Below are 12,548 nucleotides of genomic sequence, written 5' to 3'. Positions count from 1 at the left end.
AGACGATGCCCGGATTATACGGAAATCCCGACCCTCAGCCGGTCACAGCGTCCACCGGGCCGCGGCCGACGCGGAGGATGCGCGGCGTGGTATCGGTGAGATCGACCACCGTGGTCGGTTCGATGTTGCAGGCGCCACTGTCCACCACCAGGTCTACGTGCCCACCCAGACGCGCCTGCACATCGTCGGGATCGGACAGCGGGATGTCGTCATCCGGCAACAGTGCGGTCACCGACATGATGGGCGCGTCCAGCGCGGTGGCAATCGCGGTGGCCGTGTGATGGGTGGGCACCCGGATACCGATGGTCTTGCGCTTGGGGTGCCACAGCCAGCGTGGCACCTCGCGAGTGGCCGGTAGCACGAAGGTATAGGGCCCCGGCGTCAGGTTCTTGAGCAGCCGGAAACTGGCGTTTTCCACCTTGGCGTAGGTGGCGATCTCGGATAGATCACGACACAGCAGGGTGAAATAGTGCTCGCGCCCGAAGCCGCGAATCCAGCGGATGCGGTCGATCGCCGGCTTGTTGCCGAGGGCGCAGCCCAGCGCATAGGAGGAGTCGGTGGGATAGGCGATCACCGCGCCGCCGCGCAGCTGATCGGCCACGCGCGCCACCAGCCGCGGCTGCGGGTTCTCGGGATGAATGCGGACGATTTCGGCCATGGCGCGCGAGGATAGCGCACCGGGTCAAGCGACGGCGATGCCGGCGCTGCAGCGGCTCGCCGTCTGTGTACAATCGCGCCCATGAATGCCCTGATGGAATATCTGCCGCTGATCGCCTTCGGCGCCGCCTACTTCCTGTACGACATCTACGTGGCCACCGGTGTGCTGATGGTGGCGCTGATCGTGCTGGTCGCCGGCACCTGGCTGGTCAAGCGCCGGGTGTCAAACATGCATCTGGTCACCCTGGTGCTGGCGGTAGTGTTCGGCGGCCTGACGCTGGTCGTGCACGACCCGCTGTTCATCAAGGTCAAACCCAGCGTTCTGTATGTGGCCTTCGCCCTGGCCCTGGCCGGCAGCGCCTTCATCGGCCGCAAGACGCTGGTGCAGCGGGCGCTGGAATCCCAGATCACGGTGCCCGAACCGATATGGCGTCGGGTGACCTTCCTGGCCACCGGTTTCTTCCTGCTGATGGCGGTGCTCAATCTGGCGGTCGCCTTCAGCTTCAGCGAGACGGTGTGGGTCAACTTCAAGCTGTTCGGCGTGACCGCGCTCAGCCTGGTGTTCATGATCGGCGTGGGCTTCTACCTCAGCCCGCATATCGAGGAATCCGCCAGCGACGAGACCTGACATGCTCTACGCCTTCATCTCCACCGACGTCGACGACAGCCTGCCCCGCCGCCGCACCGCCCGCGAGGCCCATCTGGCGCGGCTGCACGACCTGCAGCAACAGGGCCGCCTGATCCTGGCCGGGCCCTGTCCGGCGGTCGATGCCAATGATCCGGGCGACAACGGCTTCACCGGCAGCCTCGTGGTGGCCGAATTCGACAGCCTGGCCGACGCCCGGGCCTGGGCCGATGCCGACCCCTATATCGAGGCCGGCGTCTACCGGGACACCGTGGTAAAGCCCTTCCGCAAGGTGCTGCCGGCGTGACGGCGGAGCGCGTCCAGCGTATTCGCGAAGCCCTGATCGCCGAACTGGCCCCGGACGAGATCGACGTGCTCGACGAAAGCCACAAGCACATCGGCCACGCCGGGGCCCGCAGCGGTCTCGGTCATTTCGCGGTGGTGATCCGCTCCGCCCGGTTCGCCGGGCACAGCCTGCTGGAACGCCATCGCCTGGTTTACGACGCCCTTGGCGACATGATGAGGACCGACATCCATGCTGTATCCATCCGCGCCCTGGCGCCCGACGACTGATACCACCCCGTCTGCCCGCCGCCTGACCGGCGCCCTGCTACTGGCGGCTGCCTTCGCGCCCGCGGTACAGGCACAGGAGGCCGAGCTGGAACCCATCACCGTGGACTCCTCCCGCATCGAGCGGGATCTACAGGATACGCCGGCCGCGGTGGGCGTGGTCGACGAACAGGACGCCACCCAGGGGCGTCAGGGCCTGCAGCTGGATGAATCGCTGGTACGGGTGCCCGGCGTGTTCGCGCAGAATCGCTACAACTTCGCCCAGAACCTGCGGGTGTCCATCCGCGGCTTCGGCGCCCGCAGTCCGTTCGGCATTCGTGGCATCAAGCTGCTGGTGGACGGCATCCCGGAAACCGTGGTCGACGGGCAATCGCAGTCGGACGCCATTGATCTGACCACGGTGGAGAACATCGAGGTCATCCGCGGGCCGTCATCCGCGCTTTACGGCAACGCCACCGGCGGCGTGATCGACATCGACACGCTTTCCCCCACCGACTATCCGCTGCGCGAGGCGGCCGCGGAATACGGCAGTTTCGGCTACAACCGCATCAGCGCCCGGGCCGCGGAACAGCACGACGGCTGGGGCTACGCCCTGAGCGCCTGGAACCTGAATTACCGCGGCTATCGCGACCAGAGCGAGACCGAGAAGCGCCTGTTCAACGGCAAGTTCAACGTCCAACTGTCCGACGATGCAAGCATCGAGACCGTGGTGCGCGTGCTGGATCAGCCGCTGGGCGAGGACCCGGCCGGGATCGACCGCGGCCAGGTGCAGGACGACCGCCGTCAGGCCTCGGCCAACGCCGCCCGCCTGGATTCCGGCCAGGAAGTCGATCAGCAGACCCTGGGCGTGATCTACGAGCATGCCCTGAGCGACGTGGACCAGTTCACCGGCCGCGTGTTCTACACCCGTCGGGATTTCGAGCAGCAGCTGCCTTTTCCGGGTCCGAGCCTGATTGCGTACACGCGAGACTTCTACGGCACCGGCCTGCAGTACACCCGCACCGCGCCGATCGCCGGTTTTGCCAATCGCTTCACCATGGGCGTGGACGCCGAGTTCCAGTCCGACGACCGCGAGCGCTTCCTGGTGACCGCCCCTGGCGGCCAGCCGGGCACCCGCACCCTGCGACAGCAGGAAGAAGCCGATTCCATCGGCATCTATGCGCAGAACGTGCTGTCGCTGACCGACCGCCTGGACCTGACCACCGGCATCCGCTACGACGACCTGGAATTCACCATCGACGATCGCAGCGCCGGCCCGGGCGATTTCGACGATTCCGGCGAGCGCAGCTTCTCCGAATTCAGCGGTACTATCGGCGCCACCTACGCGGTGACCGAGCGCCACAGCGTGTACACCACCGTGGGCACCGCATTCGAAAGCCCCACCTTCACCGAATTCGCCAATCCCGCCGGCGGGGGCGGTTTCAACCCCGACCTGCAGCCGCAGGAGGCGATCAACTATGAAGTGGGGGCCAAGGGCTTCATTGGCACCCGCATCCGCTATGACCTGGCGCTGTTCCAGGTCGATGTGGAAGACGAGCTGGTGGTGTTCGACATGGGCGAGCGCGACTTCTACGAGAATTCCGGTGAATCCGAGCGCCGGGGCGTGGAGGCGTCGCTGGCCTGGGACATCACCAGCGACCTGAGCCTGAGTGCGGCCTACACCTATTCCGACTTCGCCTTCGAGGAATTCACCGACGTCAACGGCAACGACTTCGCCGGTGAACGCATCCCCGGCATTCCCGAGAGCGTGTTCTTCGGCGAGCTGGCCTGGCGCAAGCCCGGCACCGGCTTCGCCATCCTGGATGTGCAGATCTACGACGAGCTGTACGCCGACAACGCCAATCAGGTGAAGGTGGCCGGCTACGGCGTGGTCAACGGCCGCATCGGCGTGGAGCAGCGGCTATGGCAGAACCTGCTCACGGTGCACGTGGGCATCAACAACATCCTGGACGACGAGTTCTTCAGCAACGTCCGCATCAACGACTTCAACGGGCGCTTCTTCGAGCCGGCCCCGGACCGCAACTTCTACCTGGGGGCGACGCTCAGCCTGTAAGCCACCGGATCAGGCCGTCCCGGTCCAGGTCTCCGCAGCGCAGGGCGGTGATTGCCGGCTTCGCGCCGGCGCCGCCCGGATGCCGGCGCAGCACCGCCATGCCGGTGAGCGTGTCGAAGCCGACCTCGGCCCAGGCCGGCTTGAGCCCCTCGCCGACCATCCGCAGGGCGGGCGGCTCACCGGCGCGGGCGGGCTCCACCGGCCGCAGTTGCCAGCCACGCTGGCCGGCCATGTCCTCGAACACCGGTTGCACCACCTCGGTCAGGCAGCGCTGGACCTCGTCGTGACGATCCGCCCGGCGCTGGTCGAGCTGCGCCTGGGCGTCACGCCGAGCGCGAATTTCTTCGGTGGTTACATCCAGCCAGTGGCTTGCCAAGGTCGATCCCCGTCATCAATCAGTAGGGCAGGCTAAACGCCGCCCGCCGACGGGGCAAGCAACCGGTTAATCCGCCGGCACCAGCCGCAGCAACTTGCCATTGCTACCGTCCGTGAGCAGATAGAGGTAACCGTCGGGGCCGCTGCGGACATCACGAATCCGCATGCCGGCGTCGTCGAGCAGGCGTTCCTCGCCCACCACCTCGCCCGCCTCGAGTTCCAGCCGCGCCAGATGGGTGAGCTTGAGTGCGCCGGCGAACAGGTCGCCCCGCCAGGCCGGAAAGGCGTCGCCCTGATACAGGGCCAGGCCCGACGGCGCGATTGACGGCGTCCAGTGGTGAACCGGCGATACCGTACCCTCCAGCGGCGGTTCCGGCGCGAAGCGGCCGCCGCCGTAGTTCTCGCCGAAGGTGGCCAGAGGCCAGCCGTAGTTGGCCCCCGCGCGGATGCGATTGACTTCGTCGCCGCCCTGCGGGCCGTGTTCATGCAGCCAGATATCACCGGTGTCCGGATGCACGATCATGCCCTGGGGATTGCGGTGCCCGTAGCTGTAGATGCCCGGTCGGGCGCCGGATTCGTCGACGAACGGGTTGTCGTCGGGCACATCGCCATCCAGCGTCAGCCGGATCAGCTTGCCGTGGTACTTGTCCAGGTCCTGGGCGTGCTCCTTGTTGCCGCGTTCGCCGGCGGTCAGGAATAGATAGCCGTCCCGGAACACGATGCGCGACCCGAAATGCCGGCCGCCGCGCACGAACGGCTCGGCAGTGAACAGCACCTCGAAATCCGCCAGCCGGTCGTCATCCAGCCGTGCCCGGCCCAGGCGCGTGGCGTAGCCGCCGTCGCCGGCCGCGGCGTAGCTCAGGTAGATCCATCCGTTGTCGGCGAAATCCGGATGCAGGGCCACGTCCAGCAACCCGCCCTGATTGACCGTCGCCACCTCCGGCACGCCCTCGATGGTCCGAAATTCACCATCGGACAGGCGCAGCAACCGCCCGCCACGCTCGGTCACGAGTCGATCGCCATCCGGCAGGAAGGCCAGCGACCAGGGCTGGTTCAACCCCCCGGCCACCGTTTCCACGCGGAATGTGGCCTCGTCGCTGGTGACAGCGCCGGCCGGCGGCTCACCCGCGGTACAGGCGCTGGCGGCCACCAGGGTCACGGCACCGAGCAGTCGTCGGGGGGCGGCAGTGGCAATCGTCCGGATCATGGTCTGACCTTTTGCAAGCATGGAAGTCGATTACTGCGACCCGTTCTCACCGGTTTCGTTCGCCAGCAGCGCCTGCAGGCCGGCCTCGTCGAGCAGGGTCACACCCAGCCGCTCGGCCTTGTCCCGCTTGGAACCGGGATCGGCCCCGGCCACCACGTAATCCGTCTTGCGGGACACGCTGGAGGTCACCCGACCCCCGGCGGCCTCGATGGCGGCCCGGGCCTGATCGCGGGTCCAGTCCGCCAGGCTGCCGGTGAGCACGAAGGTCCTGCCGGACAGGGGCTGGCCGCCGGCGTCGGCGGGGTCTGCCTGCGGCCAGCTCACACCGGCCGCGCGCAGATCGGCGATGATCTCGCGGTTGTGCGGTTCGGCGAAGAAATCGCCGAGCTGGCCGGCTACCCGCGGGCCGATGTTGGGGACCTGGCGCAGCGGGTCGTCGCGCAGTTGCTTGTCGGCGGCCGCCTCGTCACCCTCGGCCTCGGCCAGCGCGGCGCGGCGATGGTCGGCATAGGCGCGGGCCGTGTCGTCGAGCGCTTCCAGGGTGCCGAAATGGGCGGCCAGGTCGCGCGCCATTGTCTCGCCGATCTCCCGGATGCCGAGTGCGAACAGGAAGCGCCCGAGCGTGGTCTGCTTGCTCGCCTCGATGGCGGCCAGCAGGTTGGCCACCGATTTCTCGCCGTAGCCGTCGCGACCGACCAGGGCATCCCGATGCTCGCCCAGCCGGTAGATGTCGGCGGGCGATGCGAGCAGACCCTCGTCCACGAATTGTTCGATCTGGCGATCGCCCAGCCCCTCGATATCCATCGCCTTGCGGGCCGCGAAATGCTTGAGACGCTCCCGGCGCTGGGCGTGGCAGAACAGCCCGCCAGTACAGCGGGCCACGGCCTCGCCGGGGTCGCGCCGTACCGCCGAGCCGCACACCGGACATGCGGCGGGCAGTTCGATCACGCGGGCGTCGCCGGGCCGCTTGTCCGGCAGCGGACGCACCACTTCGGGAATCACGTCGCCGGCGCGGCGTACTACCACGTTGTCGCCGATGCGCACGTCCTTGCGGGCAATCTCGTCCAGGTTGTGCAGCGTCGCATTGGACACGGTCGCACCGCCCACGAATACCGGTTCGAGTCGGGCCACCGGGGTCACCGCGCCGGTGCGCCCGACCTGGAATTCCACATCGCGCAGCACCGTCACCGCCTCTTCGGCCGGGAACTTGTGGGCGATCGCCCAGCGCGGGGCCCGGGCCACGAAGCCGAGTTCGTCGCGCTGGCGCTGGTCATCGACCTTGTAGACGCAGCCGTCGATGTCGTAATCAAGCCGCTCGCGGCGCTCGAGCATCGCCCGGTAATAGTCACGACAGCCGTCCAGACCATCCACGATCTGCACGAACTCGTTGACCGGCAACCCCCAGCCCTGCAGTCGCGCCAGCAGGTCACGGTGACTGGCCGGCAGCTCGGCGCCCGCGACATCGCCCACGCCGTACACCTGCAGCATCAGCGGGCGGCGGGCGGTGACCGCCGAGTCCAGTTGCCGCAGGCTGCCGGCCGCGGCGTTTCGGGGGTTCACGAAGGGCTTCTCGCCATTCTCTACTAGACCCCGGTTGAGGGCCTGGAAGCGGGAGCGCGGCAGAATCACCTCGCCGCGGATCTCGATGGCCGCCGGCGGCGGGTCACTGCGTAGCCGCAACGGCAGATTGCGGATGGTACGCACGTTGTCGGTGATGTCCTCGCCCTGATCGCCGTCGCCACGGGTAGCGCCACGCGTGAGCACGCCATCCTCATAGAGCAGGTTCACGGCAATACCGTCGAGCTTGGGTTCGGCGCTGTAGCGTACGGCGTCGACACCGATGCCCTCGCGCACGCGGCGATCGAATTCAGCCAGTTCCGCCTCGTCGAAGCCATTGCCCAGCGAAAGCATGGGCTGGCGGTGGGTGACCGCGCGGAAGGCCTCGGCCGGCGGCGCGCCGACCTTGCGGGTGGGCGAGTCCGGCGTCACGCGATCCGGATACTCGGCTTCCAGCGCTTCCAGTTCGCGGAACAGGCGGTCGTACTCGGCGTCGCTGGCGACCGGATCGTCGAGGACGTAATAGCGATGATTGTGTTCGTTGAGCGTGCGGCGCAGTTCCTCGATGCGCGCCGCCGCCTTGTCCGCCTTCACCGGTGGGCGGCGAGCCGCTGACGGCGATCCAGCTCGGCGATTTCGTCCAGCATGTACTGAGCGGTCTGGGGCTTGAGCAGGCTGCGCTTGTCGTCGAGCACCTCGGCGCCCAGCCGTTCGGCCAGCGCAGCCGCGGTATCCAGCAGATCGCGCGCGGCGCGGCTGCCCTCCAGCGGACCGGGCAGCTGCAGGAACAGCGCCAGTCCCGGGGTCTGGAGATGGTCGGCTTCCACCGGGTCGAGAAAACCCGGTTTCAGGATATTGGCGATCGAGAACACCGATTCCGGCACGCCGTTGGCTTCGGTGATGCGGTGGTAGATGCCGTGCAACCCGAACTTGAGCTTCTGCTCCTGCAGCGCGGCGTGGATGTCCGGCCCATCATAGAGGCTGCCGTCGCGGCTGGAGATGTGCAGCACGAACAGACGCTGCTCGCCGCTGGGTGGCCGCTGGGGGCGCACCGCTTCCACCGGTTCGGCAGGCGCCGCCTTGGGCTCGGGCGCTTCGCGGCCTGTGGTGAAATTCATCCAGGAGGGTTCGTCCGGATTGTCCCCGGCCGGTTCGGGTGAGGCCGTCGGGGCCGATCGCGCGGCCGTCTGCGACGGCGCGTCGGTCTGGCCGCCGACGGTGCGCACGCCGACGATGTAGGAGTCGCCGCCGAGGGCTTCGCCCCGGTCAATGCCGTCCTCGCCTTCTTCCATGCCCTGCCACGGGTCCACGCCGGACTGCCGCCGCAGGTAGAAGTACACCCCGACGACCGCCCCGGCCACCAGGATCAGCAGTACCCATTGAATACCGGTCATGAGATTTCCGTCTGTCGAATCGCGTGTCGCATCTGGCGCCGGTCCCGTCTCTAGCTTGCCATTTCCAGCGCCTGATCGATATCCACACTGACCAGCCGCGACACGCCCGGTTCCTGCATGGTCACCCCGTGCAGCTGCTGCACCAGTTCCATGGTGAGCTTGTTGTGGGTGATCACGATGAACTGAACCTGGTCCGCCATGCGGCCGACCAGGTCGCAGAAGCGCGAGACATTGGCGTCGTCGAGCGGCGCGTCGATTTCGTCGAGCATGCAGAACGGCGCGGGATTGAGCTCGAACAGCGCGAACAGCAGCGCCACCGCGGTCAGCGCCTTTTCCCCGCCCGACAGCATCTGGATGGAGGCATTCCGCTTGCCCGGCGGCCGCGCCATGATGCGCACGCCGGTGGCCAGTAGGTCGTCCTCGGTGAGTTCCAGCCGGGCTTCCCCACCCCCGAACAGCACCGGGAACAGCGCGCCCAGTCGCTGGTTGACCTGCTCGTAGGTGTCGCGGAAGCGCGAGCGGGTTTCGCGGTCGATCTTCGCGATAGCCTGTTCCAGCGTACCCAGGGCTTCCATCAGGTCGTCGTACTGGCCCTGGAGGTATTCCTCCCGCTCCTTCTCGGTCTCGAATTCCTCGATCGCGGCGAGATTGATCGCCCCCAGCCGCTGGATGCGCCGCTCCAGGGATTCCAGCTTCTCTTCCCAGTCCGCCGGACCGGCATCCTCGGCCAGCTCGTCGCACAGGGGGCGCGGGGCGTAGCCGGCCTCGGCCAACTGTTCCTCCAGCGTCTGGCGCCGGACCGAGGCGGACTCGAAGGCGACCCGCGCCTGCTGGACCCGCTCGCGGGCGGCTTCCAGACCGGTTTCCAGCCCCTGCGCCCGCTGGCTGAGATCGGCCACCCGGGCCTCGATATCCGCCAGCCCGGTGCGGGCGGCTTCCAGCGCCTTGCAGGCGGCTTCCCGCCGCGATTCGGCCTCGGCTCGGGCATGCGAGAGGTCAGTTTCCGGGGCGGACTGGGCCAGTTCGGCCTGCAGTGACTGCAGCCGTTCGGCGCTGCGGGTGCGACGCTGGCGCAGATCGGCCAGCCGCTGTTCGGCAGCTTCCAGGGCGCTGCGCTTGCCGGTTACCTCCAGCCGCAGATTCTGCTGGCGCTGGGCCACCTCGTCGCACTCCCGCCGGGCGCGGTCGCGCTGCTCGCGCTGTTCGCGCAGCTGTTCCTGCAGGGCCTGGCGGCGCTGGACGAAATCGCGCGCCGCCTCGGCGGTGCCGTCCAGCCGCTCCCGGGCCTGGGACACCGCCTGCTCGTGTTCTTTGCGCTGACGGGTGAGGTCCTCGATTTCGGCGTCGAGCTCGCGCCGCCGGCGCTGGATCTGTTCCACCCGGACGGTGAGACCCTGCCGCTCGGCCAGCCGCTCACCGTGGCGGCGGCGCAGATCATCGAGCCGCTCGGTGAGCTCGGTGCGGCGGGTTTCCGCGGCCTGAATGCGCTGACGCAGGCCGTCCAGCTCGTCGGCACGATCGGTTTCGGTCGCCGCCAGCCGGTCGATCTCCTTGCGTAGCCCATCGATGGCCTGTTCGCGTTTGAGCACGCCCGGCTCGTCGCTGTCCTGCCGCGGCACGCGCAGCCAGCCGGGCCCCAGACAGAAGCCGGCCCGGGTGACCAGCATCTGGCCCGGCTGCAGCTGATCGACCAGGTCATGGGCGTCGCGCTCGTTCTCGACCAGGAAAATGCGCTGGGCCAGCTGACGCAGCACCGTCGGGCCGCTCAACACCGATGACAGCGAGCGGGTACCGCGCGGTCCGCCGGCCCCGTGCGGCCCGCGATCTTCGCGATCCTGGTGGATCAGGGTCAGCCCCTGCCCCGGCCACTCACTCACCTCCCCGACCCGGGCATCCAGATTGGGCAGGCACAGGGCTCGCAGGAACCCGCCCAGGGCGGCCTCGGCCGCGGCTTCCCAGCCGTCGGCGACCCGCAACTGATGAGCGGCGCTGGCGGCATCATCCCAGCTGCGGGCGGTCAGCCATTCACGCAGTTCCTGATCATCCTCGCGCAGGGCCGCCTGCTGCAGGGCTTCCAGGGAGGACAGCCGGCCGCGTGCGGCTGCCAGCGCATCGCGGGTTTCGTGCAGGGTGGTATCCACGGCACGGCGGTTGTCGCGCAGGCGGGTGAGATCGGCTTCGGCGGATTGCTGATCCTCGCGGGCGGTTTCCAAATCTCCGGCCAGCGCCTGCAGGGCTTCCTCGACATCGGTCAGGGCCTGCTTGGGGCCGTCGTCGTCGATGCGTCCGCGCTCGGCCAGCAGCCGATCCAGCCGCTCGCCCAGGGCGCCGAGATTCTGTTCCAGATGCTCCAGCCGGGCGCGCTCGGTTTCCGCCCGCTGCAGCGGATTGTTCTCGTCGCCGGCCAGGCTTTCCCAGGCGCCCTCGCCTTCCTCGGCTGCCTGTTCGGCACTGCCCAGCCGGGCCTGGGCCTGCTTGTGCTCGGCCACCGCCGCTTCCAGTTGGCGGCCCTGATCGTCGATCGCCTGCTGCAGCTGGGTGCGTTCCCGGCCGGCGGCGTCGATGCGCTGGTCCAGATCCTCCAGCTGGCCTTCCATGTCGCGGGTTTCGGCCTGCTTCACGCGGGCCAGCTCGCGGGCGTGGGCCAGCGACTGTTCTACCCGCGCCACCTCGGCCTCGGCGGCATAGAAATCGGCCTGTTGCTGCTGGCTGGCCTGGGTGGCGCGCTGCTGTTCGGCCTGTTCGGTCTGGCGGCGTTCGGCCAGATCCCGCGCCTGCTCCCGCTGGGTTTCCAGTTCCCGCTTGCTGGCATCCAGCTGGGTCTGCTGGTGTTCGGCCTCGCCGTCGAGCTCGCGCCAGCGCAGGGCCAGCAACTCCGCGCGCAGGCGGCGTTCCTCGCTCTTGTACTGCTTGTACTTCTCGGCGTTGGCGGCCTGGCGCTGGAGCTGGGCCAGCCGCTGCGTGACCTCGCTGATCAGGTCGTTGAGGCGGTCCAGATTCTCGCGGGTATGCCGTATACGGTTCTCGGTTTCCCGCCGCCGCTCCTTGTAGCGGGAAATGCCGGCGGCCTCCTCCAGCACCTGCCGCATGTCTTCCGGGCGCGCCTCGATCAGCCGATTGACCGAGCCCTGCTCGATCACCGCGTAATTGCTGCGGCCGCCCAGGCCGGTGCCGAGAAACAGGTCCACCACGTCGCGCCGCCGGCAGCGGGCGCCGTTGATGCGGTACTGGGACTGGCCGTCGCGGGAGAGCTCACGCCGGATGGCGATTTCGGCAAAGCCGGCGTACTGGCCGCCCAGCTTGCCGTCGCTGTTGTCGAACAGCAGTTCCACCGAGGCGCGGCCGACGGGCTTGCGCGAGCGCGAGCCGTTGAAGATCACATCCTCGAGCGCTTCGCCGCGCAGCTGCTTGGCGCTGGATTCGCCGGTGACCCAGCGCACCGCATCGATCACGTTGGACTTGCCGCAGCCGTTGGGCCCGACAATGCCGGCCAGATTGCTGGTCAGACGCAGTGTGGTCGGCTCCACGAAGGATTTGAAGCCGGCGAGTTTGATGGCGGTCAGCCGCATCGATGCCCCATGTCGCGTGCCGGTCTGCACCCCGCGTCCGGCACGGTCGTTGTTATCCGGGTCCCGGCTGGCCGGACCCGCTGCGAAACGCGGCGCTAGTGTAACCTACGCGGCCCCACGCCAACGCCCCGATGACACGCGCATGACCACGGTTCCGAGCAAGCAACTGGACACCTTCGACAATCCGCAGCCGGGGCGGGATTACACCATCCGCATGCGGATGCCGGAGTTCACCTGCCTGTGCCCGAAGACCGGCCAGCCGGACTTCGCCACCCTGCACCTGGCCTATGTGCCGGACCGGTACTGCGTGGAGTTGAAGTCGCTGAAGCTCTATATCTGGTCGTTTCGCGACGAGGGCGCGTTCCACGAGGCGGTAACCAATCGCATTCTGGACGATCTGGTGGCGGCCACGGCGCCGCGTTTCATGCGTCTGACCGCCGAGTTCTACGTCCGGGGCGGTATCGACACCACCGTGGTGGCAGAACACCGCGCCGACGGCTGGGAGCCGCCGGCGCCGGTGAGCCTGCCCTAGGGGCCGTCG

Annotated in this window: 11 protein-coding genes; 5 read left to right on the top strand and 6 right to left on the bottom strand. The window is 68.2% G+C overall.

Annotation, left to right across the window (positions count from 1 at the left end):
- Positions 1-34: 34 nt before the first annotated feature.
- Positions 35-658, bottom strand: coding sequence for an L-threonylcarbamoyladenylate synthase (locus RM531_RS02090; protein ID WP_311656929.1), 624 nt, complete (start codon positions 656-658; stop codon positions 35-37).
- Positions 659-739: 81 nt separating this feature from the next.
- On the opposite strand from RM531_RS02090, the gene RM531_RS02085 reads away from it, so the two are divergent.
- From RM531_RS02085 to RM531_RS02070, 4 genes are read left to right on the top strand one after another with little or no spacing between them, the layout of a single operon-like run.
- Positions 740-1,285: a septation protein A gene (locus RM531_RS02085; RefSeq protein ID WP_311656927.1), complete on the top strand. Its 546-nt coding sequence runs from the start codon at positions 740-742 to the stop codon at positions 1,283-1,285.
- A 1-nt stretch (position 1,286) separates the two neighbouring features.
- Complete coding sequence (locus tag RM531_RS02080; protein ID WP_311656925.1) at positions 1,287-1,589, top strand: YciI family protein; 303 nt, start codon at positions 1,287-1,289, stop codon at positions 1,587-1,589.
- Positions 1,586-1,855, top strand: a complete 270-nt coding sequence (locus tag RM531_RS02075) for a BolA family protein (RefSeq protein ID WP_311656924.1) — start codon at positions 1,586-1,588, stop codon at positions 1,853-1,855. The genes RM531_RS02080 and RM531_RS02075 overlap by 4 nt, the downstream gene beginning before the upstream one ends.
- A complete protein-coding gene (locus tag RM531_RS02070; protein ID WP_311656923.1) occupies positions 1,818-3,905 on the top strand; it encodes a TonB-dependent receptor family protein in 2,088 nt (695 codons plus the stop codon). Before RM531_RS02075 ends, RM531_RS02070 begins: the two co-directional genes overlap by 38 nt.
- Here the strand turns inward: RM531_RS02070 and RM531_RS02065 are convergent.
- The 5 genes from RM531_RS02065 to smc form a co-directional block, all read right to left on the bottom strand.
- Positions 3,895-4,281 carry a hypothetical protein gene (locus RM531_RS02065; RefSeq protein ID WP_311656922.1) on the bottom strand — a complete coding sequence of 129 codons (387 nt, stop codon included), beginning with the start codon at positions 4,279-4,281 and terminating at the stop codon, positions 3,895-3,897. The genes RM531_RS02070 and RM531_RS02065 overlap by 11 nt on opposite strands.
- A gap of 66 nt (positions 4,282-4,347) precedes the next feature.
- On the bottom strand, positions 4,348-5,487 hold the full coding sequence (locus RM531_RS02060) for a PQQ-dependent sugar dehydrogenase (protein WP_311656920.1): 1,140 nt from the start codon (positions 5,485-5,487) through the stop codon (positions 4,348-4,350).
- Positions 5,488-5,517: 30 nt separating this feature from the next.
- A complete protein-coding gene (gene ligA / locus RM531_RS02055; RefSeq protein WP_311656919.1) occupies positions 5,518-7,638 on the bottom strand; it encodes an NAD-dependent DNA ligase LigA in 2,121 nt (706 codons plus the stop codon).
- On the bottom strand, positions 7,635-8,438 hold the full coding sequence (locus RM531_RS02050; RefSeq protein WP_311656917.1) for a cell division protein ZipA: 804 nt from the start codon (positions 8,436-8,438) through the stop codon (positions 7,635-7,637). Before RM531_RS02050 ends, ligA begins: the two co-directional genes overlap by 4 nt.
- 50 nt (positions 8,439-8,488) lie before the next feature.
- Positions 8,489-12,007, bottom strand: coding sequence for a chromosome segregation protein SMC (gene smc / locus RM531_RS02045; protein WP_311656915.1), 3,519 nt, complete (start codon positions 12,005-12,007; stop codon positions 8,489-8,491).
- 142 nt (positions 12,008-12,149) lie between these two features.
- Between smc and queF the strand changes: the two genes are divergently transcribed.
- Positions 12,150-12,539: a preQ(1) synthase gene (queF, locus tag RM531_RS02040; protein ID WP_311656914.1), complete on the top strand. Its 390-nt coding sequence runs from the start codon at positions 12,150-12,152 to the stop codon at positions 12,537-12,539.
- Positions 12,540-12,548 lie beyond the last annotated feature (9 nt).

Origin of the sequence: Spectribacter acetivorans, assembly GCF_031846305.1 — a bacterium.
Lineage (GTDB): Bacteria > Pseudomonadota > Gammaproteobacteria > Nevskiales > Salinisphaeraceae > Spectribacter > Spectribacter acetivorans.
Note: the sequence above shows the minus strand (reverse complement) of the source record. Positions and strands in the feature narration are given on the sequence as shown.